The organism is Mucilaginibacter sp. 22184, from assembly GCF_052045695.1.
In the GTDB taxonomy this organism is placed as follows: Bacteria; Bacteroidota; Bacteroidia; order Sphingobacteriales; family Sphingobacteriaceae; genus Mucilaginibacter.
On sequence record NZ_JBQEPI010000008.1, the window covers coordinates 239,726 to 263,275 of the forward strand.

The 23,550-nt window shown below is 41.6% G+C and carries 20 protein-coding genes; 16 read left to right on the plus strand and 4 right to left on the minus strand.

The window, feature by feature from the left end:
• Positions 1–10 precede the first annotated feature (10 nt).
• A complete protein-coding gene (locus ACTJKG_RS19025) occupies positions 11–3,136 on the minus strand; it encodes a SusC/RagA family TonB-linked outer membrane protein (RefSeq protein ID WP_172337172.1) in 3,126 nt (1,041 codons plus the stop codon).
• Positions 3,137–3,395: 259 nt separating this feature from the next.
• On the opposite strand from ACTJKG_RS19025, the gene ACTJKG_RS19030 reads away from it, so the two are divergent.
• Positions 3,396–4,142, plus strand: coding sequence for a DeoR/GlpR family DNA-binding transcription regulator (locus tag ACTJKG_RS19030; protein ID WP_172337171.1), 747 nt, complete (start codon positions 3,396–3,398; stop codon positions 4,140–4,142).
• 202 nt (positions 4,143–4,344) lie between these two features.
• On the opposite strand, the gene ACTJKG_RS19035 is transcribed toward ACTJKG_RS19030, so the two are convergent.
• Positions 4,345–5,247 (minus strand): helix-turn-helix domain-containing protein, encoded by a 903-nt coding sequence (locus tag ACTJKG_RS19035; RefSeq protein WP_172337170.1) that lies wholly within the window; start codon positions 5,245–5,247, stop codon positions 4,345–4,347.
• Positions 5,248–5,387: 140 nt separating this feature from the next.
• Positions 5,388–6,200: an SDR family oxidoreductase gene (locus ACTJKG_RS19040; RefSeq protein WP_440740142.1), complete on the minus strand. Its 813-nt coding sequence runs from the start codon at positions 6,198–6,200 to the stop codon at positions 5,388–5,390.
• Positions 6,201–6,513: 313 nt separating this feature from the next.
• Between ACTJKG_RS19040 and ACTJKG_RS19045 the strand changes: the two genes are divergently transcribed.
• The 11 genes from ACTJKG_RS19045 to ACTJKG_RS19095 all read left to right on the plus strand — a co-directional run bounded on the left by ACTJKG_RS19045 (position 6,514) and on the right by ACTJKG_RS19095 (position 14,946).
• Positions 6,514–6,696, plus strand: a complete 183-nt coding sequence (locus tag ACTJKG_RS19045) for a hypothetical protein (protein WP_440740143.1) — start codon at positions 6,514–6,516, stop codon at positions 6,694–6,696.
• A gap of 210 nt (positions 6,697–6,906) precedes the next feature.
• Positions 6,907–7,452, plus strand: a complete 546-nt coding sequence (locus ACTJKG_RS19050) for a GNAT family N-acetyltransferase (protein WP_172337167.1) — start codon at positions 6,907–6,909, stop codon at positions 7,450–7,452.
• Between the two features lie 6 nt (positions 7,453–7,458).
• Entirely contained in the window at positions 7,459–8,637 is a 1,179-nt protein-coding gene (locus ACTJKG_RS19055; protein WP_371742472.1) for a M20 family metallo-hydrolase, read from the plus strand.
• The gene (locus ACTJKG_RS19060; RefSeq protein ID WP_440740144.1) at positions 8,612–9,952 is read left to right on the plus strand and encodes a sigma-54-dependent transcriptional regulator; all 1,341 of its coding nucleotides are present in this window, start codon (positions 8,612–8,614) and stop codon (positions 9,950–9,952) included. The genes ACTJKG_RS19055 and ACTJKG_RS19060 overlap by 26 nt, the downstream gene beginning before the upstream one ends.
• Positions 9,953–10,180: 228 nt before the next feature.
• The gene (locus tag ACTJKG_RS19065) at positions 10,181–11,581 is read left to right on the plus strand and encodes an outer membrane beta-barrel protein (protein ID WP_172337165.1); all 1,401 of its coding nucleotides are present in this window, start codon (positions 10,181–10,183) and stop codon (positions 11,579–11,581) included.
• 105 nt (positions 11,582–11,686) lie between these two features.
• Positions 11,687–11,995 carry a hypothetical protein gene (locus ACTJKG_RS19070; RefSeq protein ID WP_440740145.1) on the plus strand — a complete coding sequence of 103 codons (309 nt, stop codon included), beginning with the start codon at positions 11,687–11,689 and terminating at the stop codon, positions 11,993–11,995.
• Positions 11,979–12,557, plus strand: a complete 579-nt coding sequence (locus ACTJKG_RS19075; protein ID WP_440740146.1) for a hypothetical protein — start codon at positions 11,979–11,981, stop codon at positions 12,555–12,557. Before ACTJKG_RS19070 ends, ACTJKG_RS19075 begins: the two co-directional genes overlap by 17 nt.
• A 269-nt stretch (positions 12,558–12,826) precedes the next feature.
• Positions 12,827–13,114, plus strand: coding sequence for an RNA recognition motif domain-containing protein (locus tag ACTJKG_RS19080; RefSeq protein ID WP_440740147.1), 288 nt, complete (start codon positions 12,827–12,829; stop codon positions 13,112–13,114).
• Between the two features lie 39 nt (positions 13,115–13,153).
• Positions 13,154–13,444 carry a hypothetical protein gene (locus tag ACTJKG_RS19085; RefSeq protein ID WP_440740148.1) on the plus strand — a complete coding sequence of 97 codons (291 nt, stop codon included), beginning with the start codon at positions 13,154–13,156 and terminating at the stop codon, positions 13,442–13,444.
• A gap of 155 nt (positions 13,445–13,599) precedes the next feature.
• Complete coding sequence (locus ACTJKG_RS19090) at positions 13,600–13,998, plus strand: DoxX family protein (protein ID WP_440740149.1); 399 nt, start codon at positions 13,600–13,602, stop codon at positions 13,996–13,998.
• Positions 13,999–14,001: 3 nt separating this feature from the next.
• Positions 14,002–14,946, plus strand: coding sequence for a polysaccharide deacetylase family protein (locus ACTJKG_RS19095; RefSeq protein ID WP_440740150.1), 945 nt, complete (start codon positions 14,002–14,004; stop codon positions 14,944–14,946).
• 71 nt (positions 14,947–15,017) lie between these two features.
• Here the strand turns inward: ACTJKG_RS19095 and ACTJKG_RS19100 are convergent, their stop codons facing one another.
• Positions 15,018–15,782, minus strand: a complete 765-nt coding sequence (locus ACTJKG_RS19100; RefSeq protein WP_440740151.1) for a DeoR/GlpR family DNA-binding transcription regulator — start codon at positions 15,780–15,782, stop codon at positions 15,018–15,020.
• 262 nt (positions 15,783–16,044) lie between these two features.
• On the opposite strand from ACTJKG_RS19100, the gene ACTJKG_RS19105 reads away from it, so the two are divergent.
• The 4 genes from ACTJKG_RS19105 to ACTJKG_RS19120 all read left to right on the plus strand — a co-directional run bounded on the left by ACTJKG_RS19105 (position 16,045) and on the right by ACTJKG_RS19120 (position 23,523).
• Positions 16,045–16,623, plus strand: coding sequence for an RNA polymerase sigma factor (locus ACTJKG_RS19105; protein ID WP_172337158.1), 579 nt, complete (start codon positions 16,045–16,047; stop codon positions 16,621–16,623).
• An 88-nt stretch (positions 16,624–16,711) separates the two neighbouring features.
• Positions 16,712–17,923 (plus strand): FecR family protein, encoded by a 1,212-nt coding sequence (locus tag ACTJKG_RS19110; protein ID WP_440740152.1) that lies wholly within the window; start codon positions 16,712–16,714, stop codon positions 17,921–17,923.
• 218 nt (positions 17,924–18,141) lie between these two features.
• Positions 18,142–21,666 (plus strand): TonB-dependent receptor, encoded by a 3,525-nt coding sequence (locus ACTJKG_RS19115; protein ID WP_253952288.1) that lies wholly within the window; start codon positions 18,142–18,144, stop codon positions 21,664–21,666.
• 15 nt (positions 21,667–21,681) lie between these two features.
• Positions 21,682–23,523, plus strand: a complete 1,842-nt coding sequence (locus tag ACTJKG_RS19120; RefSeq protein WP_440740153.1) for a RagB/SusD family nutrient uptake outer membrane protein — start codon at positions 21,682–21,684, stop codon at positions 23,521–23,523.
• Positions 23,524–23,550 lie beyond the last annotated feature (27 nt).

Consider the following 23,550-nt stretch of genomic DNA (forward strand, 5'->3'; position numbering starts at 1 on the left):
TGTCTTCTTTTTATAACTTCACTCTTAAACCTAAAGAAATTACCCTTGGCGTTGGTACAGTACCGTAATCAAAGCCGGCGGCTCCTGTTCCTAAAGTAGAGGAGTTGGTACCGTTTACGTCAGGGTCGGCCCCGGAATAATTGGTGATCATAAATACATCGGTGGCGGTTACAAACACACTGGCCGATTTAAATACGTTTTGGCGTTTTAATAATGATTGGGGTAATTTGTAGCTTAACGTGATGTCCTTTAATCTTACCCAGTTAATATTGTGTTCAATAAAATCGGCATCAATAGCATTGGCATAATAGTTATTCTGGGTGTTGGGGGTAACCTGGATGTTGTTAGTTGTTGGGTTAGCTGAATTCTCGTTGCCATCTTTTAAAACACCAGGGATAACGATCGGGGTCATCCGGTTCAGAGTACGCACGCTTAAGCCATAGCGGGTCATGAAAAGCTCGTTGCCGTTGAACACATCCCCGCCCTTGCGTATATCAAACAGGAAGTTCAGGTCAAAATCTTTAAATGTAAAATGGTTACCCAGGCCTATGCTAAATTTTGGCTGCCTGTCGCCGGCAACCCCAAAAGTAACGTTGCTGATAGGTAATCCGCTGCTAGGGTCGATCAGGATCTTGCCGGCGTTATTGCGGGCATAACCAAAAGCGGCAATATTGGTGGTGCTGCTGCCGGGGAAAATGCTCGAACGAACGTTAGAGTAGATCCAGGTATCGGAGTTATAATATTCCGGCAGGCCACCCAGGCTAACTACTTTGCCCCGCGCTGCGGTAAAGTTTAATAATATATCCCAGTTAAAGTTTTTCGACTTAACAGGTGCTCCGGTTAAAGATACCTCAAAGCCATGGTTTTTTACCTCACCACCATTGAGGTATTCCAGTACGTATCCCGATGCGTAGCTGATGCGGGGGTTAAAGATCTGGTTGGTGGCCTTTACTTCGTAGTAGCTGATATCGGCGCCTAACCTGCCATTAAAAAACTGAAACTCGGCACCCAGGTCAAGCTCTTTATCGCGCTCGGGTCGGAGGTTGGGGTTATTGCCGGTAACATCGTAGGCAAAACCGCCACCTGTGGTGGTTTGTTGTAACAGGGTCGATCGTATTTTATAAGGAGCGGCAGGGTCTTTACCCACTTCGGCGTAAGATGCCCGTATTTTACCGTATGATAATACAGGGTTATCCTTTAAGCCCGGCAGCTCGGTAAATATAAAACCCAGACCTACCGATGGATAAAAATAATGATCCTGCCTGGTGCCCGATAGTTTGGACGAATACTCTTCACGCGCGGTGGCATTCAGGGTAAGTATCTCCTTATATACTAAACCCAGCCTGGCAATACCCGAAAGGTAGCGCACTTTTTTGATATAGTCTGATGAGCGCTGGGTAGTAGGTGTTGTGTTGTTGATATTGTTAAAATCGGGCTGGATGAATTTTTCGCCATAATAACCATTGATCTCGTCGTTATTGGAAATGGCTTCGGCACCAACGGCCAGCGTGGTTTTAAAATCGCCAAATTGCTTTTTGCCGGTAGCGAAGAACGATCCGTTGATCTGCAGGTTACCATCATTATAATTATCAATGATACCACCTGTTGCGATACCATTGGTAGCTGCAAAGCTGTTCAGTGGCGAATTCTGATAAGATGAACTGTACTGGCTCACAAAATTGTTACCTGCGGTTGATGCATAATCAACACCGGCCAGCGCCCTGAAGTTAAGCCAGGAGGTAGCATCAAATGACAGATCGATGTTGCCAATCATGCGATTGGTTTTATCCCGGCTGATATTATTATGGGCATCCCATAGCGGGTTGTCAAAATCAATACTGGCATCAGAGGTTATATTGGCCGCACTTGCCGGTAGTATCAAACGTCGGGTACCATCGGGGTTCAGGTAATTGCGCACATCATCATTAGTGGGCCAGGCCAGTGCATCAATGTAAGTACCGGAGTTGCCTTTGTTCAACTTGCGGTTATCGATATTAAAATAGTTGAACGAAGCACTGCTGGTTAATTTAGAGGAGATCTTTGAAGTACCTGAAAAACGCAGGGAGATCTTATCGTTATACGCTACGGGGAGCACACCGGTTGTATTGCGGATAGAGGCCGAAAGCCGGTAAGTGGTAATCTCGTTACCACCTTCAAAGGCAAGGTTGTTGATGGTGGTATGGCCGGTTTGCATAACATCTTTCAGGTTATTATAGGTTTGTGTTCCCGGGGCATAGGCAGGGCCAAATAAGGTACGTACCGTACCGCTGCTGCTACCGTTTTGACCTACACCAAAAACAGTTTGAATTTTTGGGAAACGATAAGCTGTGGCAAAGCCAAAGTCGTTATCATAAGTAACCGTACCAGGGCCGGCATGGCCTTTTCGGGTGGTGATCACAATGGCCCCACCCGAAGCTGATGAACCATATACAGCTGCCGCATCCGCACCTTTTAGTACGGTAACGGTTTCAATATCATCGGGGTTGATGTCGGCAATACGGTTGGTGAAATCCTCACGGCGGTTATCGCCGTTGGATGCCAGTGAGCTTTGGTCAACCGCATCGTTACTTACCCGGATACCATCGATCACAAACAGGGGGCTGTTTGAACCGCCAATGGAGTTTAATCCACGTAATACAATGGATGACGATGCACCAGGGTTACCGCCGGTGGGTGTAACTGTAGCCCCAGCCACACGGCCTTGCAGGGCATTGATAAAGTTTTCGCGCTGGGTTTGCTGGATGGCTTCGCCTTTAACGGTTTGCACCGGCGAGGTAGAATAGCGCTTATCGGCCTTTACACCAAAACCTATGGTAATAGGTACTTCCTTTAACATGGTGGCATCTGATTGGAGCGCGATGTTGATTACTGTAGCGGTACCAACGGTTTTTTCCTGGGCTTTCATACCTATAAAAGAAAATACCATGATCTGGCCAGGCGAGGCGTTAATAGAGTAAACACCTTTTGAATCGGACTGGGTACCGGTGTTGGTGCCTTTAATTTTTACGGATACCCCGGGCAGGGGGCTTCCATCATCTGCGGTGGTTATTTTCCCGGTAATGGTTTGCACTTGAGCCATAGTTTGTAAGGCACAACAACATAGTACCAGGAAAAAAAAGAGTAAACTTTTTTTCATACTTAAAATGGGTTAATTATATAGTGTTTGTTAGTTGCAAATTCCCGGGCGAAAACCGTTAAGATCATTTTTGCCGGTACCAGGCGGTAAATCCTGCATAAAACCGCATAGTAATAAAGTATGTGCTAAATATATGTATAATTTATTTTTAATTATGCGCTATTTATCTGATTTTATTTTATAAGTTGCAAATAACCGCATGTTTGGAGCGCTGTAAATACCGCCATTTTAGGATTGACGCAAAAAACTACATTTGTATATGCTAAAAAAGGAACGCCACGCATTTATTATCAAACAAATAAACCTGCACAACAAAGTATTGTCGGCCGATCTGGCCACGGCCCTTAACGTATCTGAAGATACCATACGTCGCGATCTGATGGAGCTGGATGATTCCCGGCAGATTGTAAAAGTGCATGGCGGCGCCCTGTCCAAATCATTCCATTACCCTTTTCAACATACCGACATTTATGCGGTTGATGCTAAAAAAGCCATTGCCCGTAAAGCCATAGGCCTTATTAAAAGCGGTATGATGGTGCTGACCGGCGGAGGAACCACCGTACTGGAGATGATGCAGGCTCTGCCCCAAAACCTGGCGGTTACCATATTTACCATTAGTCCGCTGGTGGCCCTGCAATTGGCCGATCATCCTTTGGTTACCGTGATATTGATAGGTGGGGAGTTCTCCAAAGACTCACAGGTTTGCGTAGGTTCACAGGTGGTGAACTATCTGCATGAAATCAAATTTGATATTTGCTTTTTAGGCACCAACGGTATTTCGATAGCCGATGGGGTAACGGACTCCGATCTGAATATCGTACACCTGAAAAAGGCGATGATCAACGCCTCCCATCGCCTGGTGGTTATGTGCATTTCTGAAAAATTAAACTCCGTGCAACGGATGAATGTTTGTCCACTATCTAAAGTTGATTACCTGATCACCGATCTTGATCCGGATAGCGCTGTACTGGATGATTACCGGGAGAAAGGGATACAGCTTTATTGAGAAGGGATTTTATAGCCGAGCGACGGCGGGGTCCACAACAGAGAATTTCACATCTTAACATGGGTTTACATGTAAACCGTGTTTTTGGGGTGTATTTTCATTTAATTAATTGATTATGAGTTAAATAATTGCGCGTAAACCCTGAAAAGTGTAAACCCATGTTAACCCACTTTTTTAATAAAATGGCTCGTCTTGTCAACCACTAATTCATCAACCGGTATTCACTGGGCGATTTACCTGTTTTTGTTTTAAAGATCTTGGTGAAGTGCGATGGATGCTCAAAGCCAAGCCCATAGGCAATTTCGCTGATAGACTGATTAGTGCCCCACAGCATGGTTTTCGCTTTATCTATTAGTTCCAGGTGAATATGTTCCTGTGTGGTTTTGCCGGTGAATTTGCCCAGCAGATCTGACAGGTAGTTGGGCGACAGGTTGAGCCGGGAGGCAAAGTAACCCACATTGGGCAGACCGGTTTCAATGAGGGTGCTTTGTGCAAAATAATCTTTTAATAGTTTCTCGAACTGTTGCACTACGTCTGAATTAACTTTGGCCCGGGTGTAAAACTGCCGGTCATAAAAGCGGTTGCAGTAATTTAGCAACAACTCGATATTGCTTACGATGAGGCCCTGCGAGTGCTTATCGATATTTTGGGCATACTCTTTTTCAATCTTCGTCACACAATCTTTAATGATCAGTTTCTCCTCCTCCGAGATATGCAGCGCCTCGTTTATCTCGTAATTAAAAAACGAGTATTGATGGATCTTTTTGCCCAGATCAGTGCCATGGATCAGATCGGGGTGTATGAACAGCGCCCAGCCTTCTTCTACAAAAACATCCGGCCCTGGAGCAACCACCTGACCGGGGGCAGTGAACATCAGGGAGCCCTCATTAAAGTCATAATAGCCCCTGCCGTATTTTAATACCCCTTCGAACTTTTTGCAGGATATAGTATAAAATCCGAACCGGTAAAATGCATCTACCTTGGGCCGCCGGGCATAAAAGTCGGCATGATCAATTACACTCACCAGCGGGTGCCTGGGAGGCGTGTAATGCACCATCCGGTGCAGATCACTGATGGATTCCAGTTCAATATATTTCTCGGTCATGATCAGATAAAGTTACTATAAAAAAAGAAAGGCCGTTTAGATTAGGAGAGTAAGGATTTTTGGAGCAAGGAATAAAGTCTTTGTTTGCTTTATCTTTGCTCCTTGTTCCAAAAATCCTGGTTCTAAACAATCAATAATATTTAAATGCCAAGCCTGCCCACTATCATATTTTTGAAATCTATATCTTCCATTTGATGCCTTGCATCAATTATTGGCCCGGCATCATGGCCCACAGGGTAGCGTAATTTCTCGGTGCCATCCGTAGCAGCTTCATAAATAACTTCGGCTACTTCATTGAGGTTTTCAGACATCGGCCATTGTTCTATCGAACTAATAAATCTATCAAACGGTGCCTGGTAATCACCTGATTCACCTACGCCGAAAATGGCCATTGAACGCCCGGCAAACTCGGTTTTGTAGCCACCTGGTTCAACAATTTTTAAATGGATGCCCAGGGGGTTTAATTCGTATTGTATAGACTCTGTTAAACCTTCTAAAGCGAACTTAGTGGCATGGTAAAGAGACGAGAACGGGAAAGTAACCTTGCCCCCAATAGAAGAAACGTTGATGATAATGCCCGATCTTTGTTTGCGCATCAGGGGCAACAAGGCTTTGGTTACATCGATCAATCCAAAGAAATTAACATCGAATTGTTTTTTGATCTCTGCTTCGCTGGCAGCTTCCAATGCGCCAAACGCGCCGTAGCCCGCATTGTTTACCAACACGTCTATCTGGCCGAATTTTTCAACTCCCGCCCTCACTGCGTTTTGTATGCTGGCCTTGTCGGTTACATCTAATTTGGTTAACAAAACCTCGTCAAGGGTGGATAGTTCTGTTTCCTTTTCCGGGGATCGCATGGTAGCTATCACGTTCCAGTTGTTTTTATGAAATAATTTAACGGCTGCTTTGCCAAATCCGGATGAAGCGCCCGTGATCAATACTGTCTTTTTCATTGCTTTTATATTTAATTGCTGAAGCAAAGTTGGGGCAAAAGCTGCTGGCCGATTTATACTTTTCAATTCATCACTTATACATTTGGGGGATGATGAATGAATGCCCTGCAAAATTGACCGTATGGTATGTGATCGGCTAAATTTTATATCATTTTGATAATTCTGCCCTCCCAAAATGATAGTTGAAATTCTTTCCTGTTTTTTACAATAGGGTTGTTTTATAGCTCTATTCCATTTTAAGCCAGATTTATAGTGGCAGGCATTTTATGGCATGTGATTGGTTTTTGGGGTTGCAGATTTATAATACAACATCATGGCATCAATTTATATTATACTTAAAATAGTGGCTTTATTAGCTGCTATCATTATTCCGTTAGCTGGCCCCAAAAGAAAAAAATCTGCAAGCGCAACAGGCCTAAGCACATTTGCAGTGAACGAAGAAGGTTATCTGGAACATTACACCATTGATCCTGTTCAGGCCCATCCTGTACAATGATCTCAAAACCGCTTAAATTGAAAAAAAAGCCTTTCATTTTGATAGGCTTTTTTATTTCCTGGCACGTGCTTATAAAATAAAAACTGCATTTAAATGAGCTAAACATATAAATAAGCGTCAACCCGTGCAATGGGCATTCTTTTGGCAATAGGGTATGTACAGTTATAAAAACAATCCATGCTTGTAACTGAAATAAACTAAAAAAGAGAAATGGAAGATGAACGAATTATTATAAGGTCAGCTATTCCGTCTGACGTGGTCTTTGCCGACCAGATAATCCATGAAATGGAAAGTTCCGCAATAGCAAGGGGCTCGGGAATATCCAAAAGATCTGCAGCCTCTGTAATAGAAAAAATTGATGAGGGCAAAGCGATAGTGGCTGTAACAGAAAATGGCGAGTGGGTTGGTTTCTCCTATATAGAAACCTGGGACAATGAAAAATTTGTTTCCAACAGTGGTCTTATCGTATCGCCAAAACACCGTAATCAGGGTGTGGCCTCCCAAATTAAAACACAAATATTTGAATTATCCCGAACCAAATATCCGGCTGCAAAAGTATTCAGCATCACATCAGGTTTGGCCATTATGAAAATGAATTCCAAACTGGGTTTCGAGCCGGTGACCTATAGTGAAGTTGCGCAGGAATCAAAGTTTTGGGATGCTTGTAAAAGCTGTATTAATTACAATGTACTGCAAAGTAAAAACAGGTGCAATTGTTTGTGCACCGCTATGTTGTTTGATCCACAGTTAAACTAATTATTTATGGTTATGATAAAAGATTTGAATGAGCGGACAGATGTTTCTCCATTATGGACAGGCCTGCCTATGAACAACCTGCTTTTTAGTGAGTCGGTAAGTTTACTGCAACAATTAATAAAAACCCCTTCATTTAGTGGCAACGAAGGAGCAGTAGCTGATATTGTACAGCGATATCTGGCTGGTTACTCTATCAAAGTAAAAAGAAAAGGGAATAACCTTTGGTGCTATAATAAATACTATGATAGTACTAAACCCACCATTTTGCTCAATTCTCATTTAGATACAGTTAAGCCCAATGACGGTTATACCAATGATCCCTTTTGCCCGGAAATAACTTCAGGAAAATTATATGGTCTGGGTAGTAATGATGCCGGGGGATGCCTGGTGTCGCTCATAGCTACTTTCCTGCATTTTTATTGTTATCAGGGATTGGGGTTTAACCTATGCCTGGCAACAACTGCCGAGGAAGAAAATTCCGGCCAAAATGGAATCAAATCAATTTTGCCTTTGCTGGGTAAACTGGAGCTGGCTATAGTTGGCGAGCCTACCCTGTTGCAAATGGCTGTTGCCGAAAAAGGAAACCTGGTGCTGGATTGTATCAGCAACGGTCGTTCGGGGCATGCGGCGAGGGAAGAGGGAGATAACGCTATTCACAAATGTTTAAAAGACCTAGACTGGTTCAGAAATTATCAGTTTCCGCAGCAGCTTACAGGCTTGCCGCCGGTAAAAATGACCATCACCATTATCAAATCGGGTCTGCAGCATAATATTGTGCCATCTTTATGTGAATTTACGGTCGACATCCGGAATGATGATACCTATACCCAACAGGAGATTCTGGACACTATCAAAAAGAATGTATCATGCCAGATAATGGTACGTCCGGGATCATTAGGGGCGTCTTCGGTTCCCATTGATCATCCTATCGTGAAGGCTGGTATAGCTATAGGATGCAAAACCTACAGTTCGCCTACCACTTCTGATCAGGCCTGGTTAACCATTCCATCGGTAAAAATAGGTCCTGGTGATTCTGCCAGGTCCCATTCTTCGGATGAGTTTATTTATCTGGAAGAGATCAAAAAAGGGATCAACACTTATGTGCGGTTATTGGAAACCCTGCCGCTGATGTTGATCAACAATCCAAACAAGTACAGAAATGAAATCAAACATATTAATAATTGACGACGAGGTTAAGCTCAGCGAATTATTGGCCCGTATACTTACCCTGGAAGGGTATCATGTGGTACAGGCCGCAAATGCCAAAGCAGGCATACGCATTGTTGAGCGTGAGGAAATTATGGTTGTGCTGAGCGATGTGAAGCTGCCCGACGCCAATGGGGTAGATTTGGTCAATAAGATCAAACAGATCAAGCCTTATATAGAAGTGATCAATCTTACAGCCTTTGGATCTATCAGCGATGGAGTTTTAGCCATCAAGAACGGAGCTTTTGATTATCTCACCAAGGGCGATGATAATGATAAGATCATCCCTATGGTAAGTAAAGCTATACAAAAGGCTAATTTACAATATCAGGTAAGTGAACAACAGGATCAGGTGGAGGCCCAGCACGGGTTCCCTATTGTTTTAGGTCGATCGCCCGCCATTTTAGAGGCTGTTGACCTGGCCAGAAAAGTAGCGAGAACGGATGCCACTGTTTTATTGCTTGGTGAAACAGGTACAGGTAAAGAAGTGTTTGCCGAAGCCATACATTACGAAAGCTTAAGAAAGGATAAACCTTTTGTAGCGGTTAACTGCAGCGCTTTTAGTAAAGAATTATTGGAAAGCGAGCTGTTTGGTTACAAGGCTGGGGCTTTTACCGGAGCTGTTAAAGATAAAAAGGGCTTGTTTGAAGAAGCCAGTGGTGGAACCATTTTTTTAGATGAATTAGGAGAAATGAGTCATGACTTGCAAGCTAAATTACTGCGCGTATTGGAAAATGGTACTTTTATTAAAATTGGCGAAACCAAAACCACTAAAATAAATGTACGATTGATTGCGGCTACCAACCGCGATCTGCAAAAAGAATCGGAAGAAGGACATTTTCGGCTCGATCTGTTTTATCGCTTATCGGGGTTTTCTATTATGCTCCCCCCTTTACGTGAACGGATAGGGGATATAGAGATATTGGCCAGGCATTTTATTAAAGTTTATTCGGGTAAGGTTAAAAAGAAAATGCCGGATGTGGATGCCATTTTTTTTAAGCTACTGAATCAACACAAATGGAACGGAAATATCAGGGAGCTTAAAAATGTGATTGAAAGGGTAATCATCCTGATGGATGAGCCCTTGCTTACCCCTAAACTATTGCCTTATGAGTTTCATAGTGGTAGCTACTATGATCTGGTAGCGCTTGACTTGCACAGCGTAGAGGGGCATCATATCAGGCGTATATTAAAATACACCAAGGGTAATAAAACCGAGGCCGCCCGGATACTTGGTATTGGCCTGGCCACACTGTACCGCAAAATTGAGGAATACCAAATATTCATGAACTAATCAAAATGAGAAAACCGTCTTAATAAAGTGAGACGGTTTTCTTCTAAGAGGCAATACTTAAAAAGTATAATTAAAACTAAGTTGCTGATAATCAATTAGTATATATCCGGGGTGCCAATCTGGTATACCTATTGGCTACTAAGCCGCAAATAGCACTAACGTGGTTACGGCAGAATAATAAAACAAAGTTTTGCCCTGCCACAAAAATTAATAATATCCATATTCAAAATGAAAAAACTTTTATTGTCACTTCTTTTAGGCATAGTGTTAACTACTGCCTATTCCCAGGATCATGCAACTCCCTTAAACTTAAAAAAAGATAGTACCACGGTTAAGGATACTGTGAAAACCAAGGCTGAGCCTTTTGCCTTTGGTGATTTTACCTGGCTTAACGGTAACGACCGCAGGCACAAGGCCCTGCTTGATACTAAATACTTTACCGGCCGTTTCTTGCTCGATTTTAATTATACCGCATCAAACAATAACCCCATTGACCATACCGTAGTAGGTTCTACCGCACTGGCGCGTGATCATGAATTTGAAATTTCAACTGTGGCTTTTGGTGGCGACTTTCATTATGATAATATCCGGGCAAGCGTATTGACCCAATTTGGTACACGTGCTACGGTTGTGCCACGTAATGATTTTAGCGTAACACGTGGCCAATTTGACCTTTCAACAGCTTACCGCTATTTGAGTGAGGCCAATGCCGGTTATCATTTTAATGTACTAAATGGTATCAATGTGGACGCAGGTATATTTATGTCTTACATTGGTTTGTTCTCTTATTATAATGCCGAAAACTGGGCTTATCAACCTTCATTTACCTCCGATAATACGCCTTGGTTTTTCAATGGTATAAGGGTTCAGATATTCGTTTCCGATAAATTAAAGATTGAACCTTGGCTGATCAACGGCTGGCAATCATATGGTATGTTTAATAGCAGGCCAGGTATCGGTGGACAGATCTTATGGCGCCCTGTAGAGTGGTTCCAGGCATTGACAAATAACTACTACGGTGCCGATACTCAGGATAAACCGGGCCGTAAGCGCTTCCACACTGACAACAGTATTGAAGTACGGTATTACAAAAATAAGAATACGTTTGTAAATAGTGCCGCATTCTCCATAACAGGTGACCTTGGTGATGAAAAGGGCGATGGCGTTAATGGTTTTAGCTCGGACCCTGTTAAAGGACCGGCCCAATATTTTGCCAGCGGGATGATCTATCATAGGATGGTGATGAACCATGGACATCTTGGCTGGACTATCGGTGGAGGTATTATGAATAACCCTGGTCGTTACTTGGTTTTATATCCTACAGGCGATGCAAATCCAATTCCGGCTGTTAATACTGGTGCCATTGGTACACATCCTTTCACCGCTAATCCGGGAGATAAATTTAAGGCTTACGATTATTCAACAACAGTGGATCTGATGCCAAATGATTACCTGACCTTTAGAATGGAAGTTGTTCACCGCCATGCTAACGTGCCTTACTTTGCTGGCCACGGCGGTGTTACCTCACCTGACGGATATAACACAACTCCTCTGGCTGGTACTGACTTTGTCCCTGATCTGGTGAATTCGGAAACAAGGTTTATTGCCGCTTTATTGGTTCGTTTTTAAAATAACCTGACCGAAGCAGTGGGTGAGCTGCTTCGGTTACTTTAACCGGCTACGCCTTTCCCAATCAATGGTCGGTTGCTCTATCCTCAAAATGATAAACCACGCATGTCAGTTCGAGAAGATGCAAGAGATATTGTGCAGCCAGATGTAATAAGAAACATTAAAATCAGCCTGTTAAAACCCTTTTACATCCCCAAAAGAAACTTTGGCATGCGGATAGATTATACTTATACGGGACAAGGAAATAACAGAACAATCGTCAAAAAACACTACAAAGCCTGCAATAATTTACGCTCAAGTGTCGGGGTAAATTTAGTAAGGCTGAAGCCGGGGGTTGCAGCCCGGCTTCTTAAAGAAATACTACCAGTTTGTAGTATAATATCAAATAATAAAAAAAATGAAAACATCAATTAAAGTGCTCGTCGTAATGATGATGATCGGTATACAAGGTATGCGGTCACAAGCACAAGGTACAAAAAGTACCACCGGTATATATCTTAACGAACAGGATTACAAAGCAGGTAGGTTAAGTTACGCTCTTGATAAAAACGACAAACTCCAACTAAACGAGTTTTTAAATGGAAGATATGTATCGCTGATCTATCAGGGCAAAAAAATGAAGCTATCCAAAAGTGAAATATTTGGTTACCGTCAAAATAGTCAGGATTTTAGGTTTTATCAGAACGGAACTTATAAAATACTGGATACAGCCGGTTTTATGCTTTACAGCCGTCAGCAGCTGGCTCAACAAGGTAAAGGGTATGCCCCCGTTGAACGCTATTTTTATAGTGTGAGAACTGCAAATCCGGTATTAAATTTAACAATTGAAAATATTGATAAAAGCTTTCCTTCCCGGGTAGAGTTTCGTTATAGTGTTCAAAATTATTTCCGCGGGGATGCTGATCTCATGGCGTTTGATAAAGCTGATAATCAATACGAGATCAAATATCTGTTCTTTGCACATAAGCATTCCTAATACCCAATAAATTGTTCTTTAATTAACTATTGACACCTATAATGAAAAAGGCCCGGTTTTGTACCGGGCTTTTAATTTATAAAGTTACTCCATTGCTTGTGATGGCCGATTTATGGTAAATGATCATCATTAGTAAATGAGAAATTCGTTTTAAGTCATCAATAAATCATAATCGGTAGTTTTTTAAAATTTCTTAAACTTTTCATAAATCCGAATCGTTAATCATTAACTGAAAGTTAATAAGTGTTTATCATTAAAAATCAGGAATTATGAAGATTTTTGTAGCTAATATTCCATTTTATGTGGGCGGTGTAGGCATCAGACAATTGTTTGAATTATTTGGTGCCGTAATAGCAGTAAAAATTATTACAGAACCAAAAACAGGCAAAAGCAAAGGTTTTGGTTTTGTAGAGATGCAGAACGATCATCAGGGGTTGCAAGCGATCAAAGAACTTGATGGCAGTACCATAGGCGATCGGGATATTGTAGTTAAACTGGCCGACCAGCAGCCAGAAGAAGTACATGTACACAGACGTCCGCGTATCTCATTAAGGTAAACCGGCAAGCTTTTATCATTTAATTTTTTTGGTACTATTATGAACGAAATATTAACAATGGCAGAGCTTGCTGCCAGAACGTTAACCGTTAATGTGATACATTTGCTGAAAAGCGAGATCGGGGAGCAGGGGATAGTGGCCGCTTTGGGTAACCAGGTACTGATCAGTATCAGTAAAACCGACTTTGAGCAAAAACTGGGTAATCTCCTACAAAAGATCTATTACACCATCGATCAACATTTTCCGGTACGCCAGGATCATTTATCAGTCATTATACGTGATACCGATGCTAGGTACGAAAACGTATTCAAAATATGGAAGTCGACTTAAGGCTTTTATTATTTAACTGCAATATTTTGTAACAAACTATGCAAGGTATGGAGATGCCATGTTTCCATACCTTTAAAATTGCAGATCAATCCTTTATATCTACAAGTTTATTGTGTTAATACGACGCAACTTTGTATTCATAAATAACAATAGTTATGAATACAAGTAGCTTTTTATTACTCCGGCTGGCCATTGGTGCCAGCATGTTAGGTCATGGGTTGGTGCGCCTGCCCAAGCTTCAAGCCTTTAGCCATTGGATGGTGGGCAGTTTTTCCAAATCCATATTACCTCAGGCACTGGTAATCCCCTTCAGTTATGTATTGCCTATTGCCGAATTTATCATCGGTCTGCTACTCGTTACCGGTTTATTTACAAAACCGGCCCTCGTCGCCGGTAGCCTGGTAATGATCGTACTTATTCTGGGAAGTTGTATGATTGAAAATTGGGAGGCCTTGCCATCTCAACTTATTCACGTTGCCTTTTTTACCATACTGTTGCAATTTATCAACAGTAACACCTTGGCGGTCGATCAACTATTTTTAAAACAGAATTAAGCCATGGATACCCGCAGAGATTTTATTAAAAAGAGCAGTATCTTGGGTTTGGCCGGTGCTGTACAACCCGCCACCGCAATTAACCTTTTACAGAACAGACAGCAGATTCAACCTAAAACACATTGGGCCGATGGATCCCGCCTGGTCGTTTCCGTATCCATGCAGTTTGAGGCTGGCGGGCAACCGGATAATGCCGAAAGCCCTTTTCCTCAGAATATGCAAAAAGGTTTCATTGATTTGCCGGGAGCAACCTGGTTTGCTTATGGCTACAAAGAAGGTATCCCCCGGATGCTTGATAATTGGGATAAGCTGGGCATTAAAGTGACCTCGCATATGGTAGGCACGGCGGTTTTGAAAAATCCACAATTGGCAAAAGAAATAGTACAGCGGGGGCATGAAGCTGCAGCACATGGCATGAATTGGGCGACAGAATACACCATGAGCTATGAAGAAGAAAAGAGGTTTATTAAAGATGGTGTTAATGCTATAAAAAAAGTGACGGGTTTTGATGCCATCGGATATAACGCCAATTGGTTGAGAAGGGGCGAAAACACGCTGAAAATATTGCAGGAATTAGGCTTCGTTTATCATATTGATGATCTGAGCCGCGATGAACCTTTTATTATTAAGGTAAGTGGTAAAGATTTTGCAGTTGTTCCATATACGCTTAGATGCAACGATATCATGCTGATAGAAGGAAAGAATTTTTCGGCAGATCAATTTGTTAACCAGATTAAAATGGAATTTGATCAGCTTTACGTCGAATCTGAGTACAGGCGCAGGCAAATGTCAATCAGTTTTCATGATCGCATTGGCGGTAGTCCGCAAATGGTTAAAGCGGCAAGCGATATCATTAAATATATCAAACAGCAGCCCGGTGTTGCCTTTAAACGTAAAGACGAAATTGCTCGTATGGCCTTGGAAGATAAAACCACGATAAGGGAATAATGAAATGTTCTTAAGCTATAAAATCGATCCCACTTAACTAAGTGGGATTTTTGTTAAAATGTATTTAGGAACTAAGCAATGGTAACGGTTACGCCCGCGCTTTCCAGCGTGTTTACTACATAGTCTGATACCTGCCCATCAGTAATAATCTGATCTATTTCATCAATATTACATATTTTACCAAAGCCGCGTTTCCCAAATTTAGTTGAATCGGCCAGTACAATAGTTTTATTAGAGATGGCCATCATTTGTTTATTTAAATGCGCTTCCATGGCATTGGTAGTGGTAAGGCCGTATTCAATATCAATACCATCGACCCCAAGAAACAGCATGCTGCAAAAGAAATCTTTCAGGATGTTTTCCGCATAAGCACCCATTACCGATGAGGAACTTTTCCTGATCATTCCACCCAGTTGCAATACTTCAACTCCAGGGGTATGGATCAGCTCAATGGCTACATTTAATGACGAGGTAATAACAGTAAGGGCCTCTTTAGCTTGTATACTTTTTGCAAAAGCTTGTATGGTTGTGCCCGAAGCCAGGATGATGGAATCATTAACCCCGATCAAACTAGCAGCCGCTGCCCCGATACGCATTTTTTCGTTCGAATTTATTTTTTCCTTTTCGTTTACCGGCTTATCTGTAGTGTAGGGATTGCTTTGTGTAGCACCGCCATGCGTGCGAAAAAGCAAGTGTTTTTCTTCCAGATATTTCAGATCCTTCCTGATGGTTACGGAAGAAACTTTCAATTCTTTACACAGGTCAACTACCTCAACATAGCCTTCCTTTTGCATTTTATTGATAATATACTGGTGTCGCTCTGTTAAATTGATCATAGATCATCAATCAAATTTGTATGGCCAAATTACAAATTATGAACATCAAATCTCAACAAAGTATACTATTAACTGCTTCAATGAGCTAATGATTCCTAATTGTTGTATGTGATGTATGCTTTAACTTATTATTAGGTTAATGTTTTTAATATTTTTTTCTGGTAGTGTTAATGTAGTGGTACATAAATAAAAAAGTGAATGGTAATATCAAAAATTCCTATCTATATTTAGGTCCCAATTAACTATAAACTTAAATAGTAAAGTGCATAAAATTATTAACGGTAATCAAATTCAGCAATTGATTGCAGGCGAAGAGTCTGCATTTGATGCTATCTATGAAATGTACTGTGAAAAAGTTTACAGACTGGCATTCAGGTTTTTAAAAGACAGAGAACAAAGTGAGGAGATTGTTCAGGAGTGTTTTATAAATCTTTGGATGAGCAGAGAGAAACTGAATCCCGAAGGAAATATGTGGCTATACATTTATGTAATAGCCAAAAGATTATCGCTAAATGCGCTAAGGCAAATTTACCAGTCGAGAGAATTCGCCGATAAATTGATCGGACGTATAGCAACAATGCATAATGATACAGAAGAAGATCTGCTGGTAAACGAACTGGAGCAGTTTACAGAAAAGATCATTAAAAAATTGCCAAAGCAACAGCAGCTGATATTCAGACTGAGCCGCGTAGAACACCTGTCGCACAAAGAAATAGCCGATCAATTACATATATCGCCCAATACTGTAAAAAATCATATGGTGGAGGCGCTCAAAACTTTAAAATCTCATTTGCAATACTCAGACCTCATCTATTTTTTAGTTCTGTTTTTCTGGATATAAATTTTTTTTATTTCTGACTAGTCCTATCCTCTGGTTAGTGTGTTCTCTACATACCAACCCCGTTCTGGGGTAATATAAACCATAGTATATGAACAAGGATAAACTCGAGCGTTTATTACAACAGTATTTTAATAATACAATAACTGATACTGACTGTATTGAGTTGCTTGATTATCTGCGTAATAACGATCCGGACGAAATAGCTAAAGCAATAGACGAACGGTTATTGGCACTGGAAGAAGGGCCGGAATTTAATCGTTTTCAGGCTAAAAAAATTTTGGAGCGCATTAAATCTGATGCCAGGTTTATAAACCAGACTGATGAACAGGATGAGGATAAGCCTGTAAGTAAATGGTACAACAATTGGATAAAAGTTGCGGCCATCCTTATTTTTTTTAGTACTGTTGGCTTTTATTTTTTATTTAACGGATATCATAAAGTAACAAGTCAGGATAATCTGGCTGCGGCTAAATCTTCTGAAATTCTACCGGGCAGCACCAAAGCAACATTAACACTGGCCAATGGAAAAGTTATTTTATTGGATAATGTAGCCGACGGAACGCTAACAAAATCAGGTCGTACAGTAATTAATAAAGCACATAACGAAGGCCTTGTTTATAACACGCAGGCAGACAATAATAAAACAGTCCCCAGTACCGATACCGTATATAATACCTTGACTACCCCCCGCGGAGGTGAATATAAAGTAAAGCTTCCTGATGGTACCAATGTGTGGTTAAACTCTTCTTCTTCTTTGAGTTACCCGATTGAGTTTGCGGGCAACGAAAGACATGTGAAGCTTACCGGTGAAGCCTATTTTGAAGTCGCTAAAAATAAGGATAAGCCCTTTTACGTGTGTGCTAATAATGTATGTGTGAAAGTTTTAGGCACACATTTCAATATCGCTGCCTATAATGATGATGCCGAACTAACTACTACTTTGTTGGAGGGCTCTGTTCTGATTACAAAAAATAGTAAACAACGTTTATTGGCACCTGGTCAGCAGGCTGTAATAAGGAACAATGCCGATTTGATTAGTGTCGCTGATGCCAGCATCAATCAGGTTATGGCCTGGAAAAATGGATATTTCGTATTTAATGATGACAACATTAATACCATCATGAAAAAGTTATCACGCTGGTATGATGTGGATATCGAGTATCAGGGCAGCTTTGAGAACCTGCGTTTTGGGGGCACATTTTACCGATCTAAAAGCATTAAAGAATTGTTGAATAATCTGGAAAAAATAGGAAAGGTACACTTTAAAATTACAGGAAGGAGGATTATAGTTATGCAATAAATCTACATTCCAATTTCTCACATATTATTATCTGGAAGTAAACCAGGAGCGTTTCGGACCGCCCCTGGTGTCAGCCACGATCTGGCTATGACAGATAATGAAATTAATTGCAGCGAATACAACCACTTAATTAATAAACTGACATTCAAATGTATAAAAATTTTACTGCATTTACTTGCGGCAAACAACGTGGGCGCCTATATAAACCTGTGCTTATCATGAAACTAACCCTGATTTTGCTAACGGCCACTTTTTTACAGGTAACAGCAGCAACTTATGCGCAGAAGGTTACATTGAAGGCTGAAAAAAGCAATCTGAAAGAAGTATTTGAGCAAATACAAAATCAAACTGGTTATGATTTTTTATATAACTCAGATGATTTGAAGTTTGCCAAGCCTGTAAGTCTTGATCTAAAAAGCGTCCCTTTAAAACAGGCACTTGATATGTGTTTTGAGAATCAATTACTCACCTATGTAATTGAAAATAAAACCATATTAATCAGTAAAAAAACAGGCCAGAACGATAATATAAAGCCCCCGAAAAAAGTCACGGGAAAAGTTACCGATAATAAGGGTTTTCCCTTGCCCGGGGTAACAATTAAGGAGAAGGGCACAAAAACAGGTGTTGTGACGGACAATAATGGAAATTACAGCATTAATGTGAGCGATGATAATGCCATACTGGTTTTTAGCTTTGTTGGGTTTGTAACACGAGAAATACCGCTTAATGGTAAACCACAACTCAATATAACACTCGAAGATAACCCAACGGATCTGAACGAAGTTGTAGTAGTAGGTTATGGCACGCAAAGGAAAGAATCTGTTACCGGAGCCATTACCTCTATTGGTACCAAAGATCTGGTGCAATCACCAACCGCGAACTTGAGTAACGCGTTAGCCGGTCGCTTATCTGGTTTAACCGCTATTCAAACTTCAGGTAAACCAGGTGATGACAACTCAACCTTGTACGTGCGTGGTGTTGGAACCTATACCGGTGTAACCGCTCCATTGATCATGGTTGATGGTGTTGCCCGCGATACCTATAACGATATCGACCCCAACGAGGTTGAAACAGTAAGCATACTTAAAGATGCTTCTGCCACGGCAGTATATGGTGTTCGTGGTGCCAATGGTGTCATCCTGATCACCACCAAGCGCGGTAAAGAAGGCGCTCCGAAAGTAAGCGGTACGGCTCAAACGGCTATATCACAATTTTCCAGCATGCCCAATTTTGTTAATTCATATCAATACGCATCATTATTAAATGAGCAGAGTTATGAAAATTATTGGATTCAGCACTCCAAAGACGCTGATATAAAAACATGGAGCGATTTTGCTCAGAAAAGAGATGCTAACTGGATAAAAGAGGCTACCATCTATTACTCGCCAGAGGATCTGAAATATTATCAGAATGCGCATACACCAACTGTTAATGGTAAACCAAACCCTTATTATGATCCATATGGGCACCCTGATCAGGATTGGAAAAAACAGATCTTCAATAAGTTTACGCCACAAACACAGTACAATGTTAACATCACCGGAGGTACTCCATCTGTAAAATACTTTGTGTCCTTAGGTTATCTTAAACAAGGGGGCTTATTTAATACAGATTACATGCCTTTTGGTGATGATATGCAGTTCAAGAAAAAACGCTACAATTTGCGTTCAAATCTTGATTTTGATGTCAACAAAAACTTCAGAGTATCGGTTGATATTGCTACGCAGTATGTAACCATAACAGGTATGGATAATGACGAGTATACCTGGGAAAAACGTATTCTATGGTCGTCACCGCTTGGGTCTCCTGGTATCATCAATGGTAAATTTGTAGTGCCTTTTAGCAATCAGAACGAACAGCTCAACCCGTTATATGCCATTGCCAACAGCAACAATTATAATATCAATACCAATAGTACTTTAAACTCTTCTATTAAATTAACACACAAACTCAATTTTATTACCGAAGGTTTGTCTGTCAATGCCAGAGGTGCTTATGATAGTTATTTTCAGGATCGCTCCTATGGAAAATATACTCCATTACTATATGGAGTAAGGCCTAATCCTAATGGCGATAAGTTAAACCCTATTCTGGTACAACTCACTAATGATGTTGCACCTATGCGATCAACTGATTATTATACCCAAAAATGGCGTAAACTATATGGGGAATTCTCAATTAATTACAATCACACTTTTGCCAAAAAGCATGCTGTTTCAGGTTTGATATTGGCGAATGCCGAGAAACGGTATGATCCGACCTATGTACCCGATCTTCCGCATGCTTATGAAGGCGCGGCTGCAAGGGTAACCTATGCTTACGACAACAGATACCTGGCTGAGTATAACATGGGTTATAACGGTTCTGAAAATTTTCCCGAAGGTAAAAGATTTGGTTTCCTGCCGGCTTACTCATTAGGCTGGATAGCCAGTAACGAATCCTTCTTTCCCAAAACCGATTATGTAACCTATCTGAAAATCAGGGGTAGTTTAGGTAAAGTGGGTAACGATGGTATATATATACCTGGTAGCAACCCTCCGCAATTAGCTCGCTACCTATACCTGCCAGATACCTGGAAATATGGCGACAGCTACACCTTTGGGACATTAAACGACCGCAATACAGTTCAGGGAGCCATGGAAAGTGTATTGGGTAATCCAAACGTTACCTGGGAAGTTGCTACTAAATCAAATATAGGTTTAGAGGCACACCTGTTTAACGAGCGAGTTACCGTTACCTTTGATCATTTTAACGAGCATCGTAAAAATATCCTTTCTTACAGAGGAAGCGTTCCGGGCATTGTTCAGGCAACCTTGCCTCCATACAACCTGGGTGAGGTTAAAAACTGGGGTAACGAGATAGAGATTACTTATAATAGTAAGCCCGGCAAATTTACCTGGTGGGTAAAAGGTAATGCCTCAACCAACAAAAACAAAATTATTTTCCAGGATGAGGCTGTTGCACCCGGTCAAGAGTATAATGCGGCTACCGGTCGCCCTATCAATCAGGGATCATATCTGCAGGCTAATGGATTGTATACTTCATGGGCGCAACTCTATGCCATTGATGGTAATGGTAATCCAATACTGTCAAGTCCGGTTAGGGCATTGGATAAAAACGGGAAGCCTTATGTAAACTCTTCGGGGCAACCGGTTTATCAGAAAGATCTGGGTTATGCCGGGGCGCCTTTGCAACCGGGCGAGGTTAGACTGGTGGATGTTAACGGCGACGGTATCATTAACGAAAAAGATTATGTGCGTACTGGTAAAACCGATATCCCAGAATTGAGTTACGGTCTTTCATTTGGTTTCAACTATAAAGGATTCGACTTTTCTGCATTGTTGCAGGGTGTGGGTGGTGTAGCTAAATACGCTATGCAGGAGTTACACTTCAACAAGCAGCAATCGCTTTTTGATGTGGATCTGAACCGCTTTACTCAGGAACGCTATGATAATGGCGACAGGATCGATTTCCCTATTGCTGCCTATAATCAGGCGGCGGCCTATAGCACTTTTTTCCTGAAAAGCACATCGTACCTGCGATTAAAAAATATGGAGATAGGGTACACGCTAAAACCAAGCTTTTTGAAAAAAGTGGGTATTAAATCTGCGCGTTTTTATGTGAATGGGCTGAATTTGTACACATGGTCTCCTAATAAAATATGGGGCGATCCCGAAAATCTAGGCTACATCGGCTATCCGTTAACCCGAACTTATAACGCGGGTTTAAATGTTAATTTTTAATCAATTAATAGCTAAATGATGAAAAGAATAAATATACTCCTATTGCTTTTAATGGCGGTTATAGGTGGTTTGTCGATAACAAGCTGTAAAAAAAGCTTTCTGGAGAAACCCAAAGGAGGATCAGTAACCGTTGATACTATTTTTGATAGCAAAAACCAGGCACAGTATGCGGTGGCAGAAATGTATTATCTATGTGTAAGAGGCTATTTTCCTCAAACTTATGATGGTTGCCGTCCTGAAGCTATTACAGATCAGCTTTATATCATACACCCGGCTTATGACTGGGCTTCAAATACCATTGGTACAGGGACATATATTACCGGTAACATGAGCGCCGATGCTAACTGCGACTATGGTTTTGGCGCAGATAATGGCCCGGGATATGGTTGGCACTATAAAGGTATAAGACAGGCCAACCTGGTACTGAAAAATATCAACAAAGTTGCGGATGCTGATGAAAATTGGAAGACGGATGTAAAAGGCCAGGCTCTTTTTTGCCGTGCCATGCAGCATTTTGAAGCATTCAGATATTATGGAGGTATCCCTATTGTAAATAAAGCTTTAGAAGGAGACTCGAAGATCGCAGTACCGCGCAGTTCAGTACAATCAGTAGTTGACAGTGTTGTTAAATGGTGCGATCAGGCTGCAGGCATGCTGCCCGCTACCCGTCCCTCTGCCGATTTTGGAAAGGTTACCAAGCTGGCTGCCCTTGCATTAAAAGCCAGGATATTGTTGTATGCTGCAAGTCCGCTTTATAACACACCGGCCAATTTAAAAGCGGAAGTAGCAGGTGCTCGTTTTGGCGATAGCCGTGATACCGTATTGGCTTATCCAAATTATGATCAGGAGCGTTGGAATAAAGCGGCCAAGGCCTGTAAAGATGTAATAGACAATGCGGGAGGCGCTGGAGTATCGTTATTCAATACCGGGAAACCTTTAACAACCGGAGAAACCTATGCCACACTTGGCGACTACGAATCGGTATGGAACGTATTTGCTAATCAGGAAATGATATTGGTGAACACAGCCAATCAGGCGGGTAGTGGCTTTGTATGGGGACAGTATTTATCCTCAAAGCTACGTTTGGCTCAGTGGGGGGTTAAAAACAACGTACCTGTTGAGTTCATACAACAATATGAAAAGAAGAATGGTACCAAATGGACTCTGCCCGCTACTGGCGCCGATTTACCGGTTGATATTAAGGCCCTTGATCTCGACCCCCGCTTTTACCAGACTATTGCTTACGATGGAATGTACTATAGCAGCCAGCGTGGTGTTTTAGCTTATTATAAAAAAGGCGATTATCCAACCGATGGTAATTTAGCCAGCAGTGATGCCGGGGTTGATGGTTATGCCACAGAGGTATACAAGTTTGTTGCCCGTGTAGATAACATGACCGACAATCACCTGGCCTGGCCTGTATTTCGCTTAGCTGAATTTTATTTAAGTTATTCCGAAGCCTTGAATGAATACCAGGGTCCGGGCGGCGATGCTACCAATTATCTTAATCTGATCAGGGTAAGGGCCGGAATGCCTGAGAAGCACCCTGCTGATGCCAGTTCATTCAGGGATGCTATCCAAAATGAGCGTACTATTGAATTGGCTTATGAAGGCCACCGGTATAATGACCTTAACCGCTGGCTGAAAGCAAAATCGGTATTAAACGGCACTTTGCATGGTATACAAACCACTGCCAGGAAGGGCGCAGACGGGCAATTAAAACGAACCTGGCAGGTAGTGCCTTTTGTTGCCAGAGTATTTCCTGCAAAATACTATTACGTTCCGTTCCCAAGTAAAGAGATCAGTTTAAGATATCTGGGTACGAAGGCGTGGGATGGACAAAATCCAGGGTGGTAATCAGCTATACACATTAACAAGTAATGA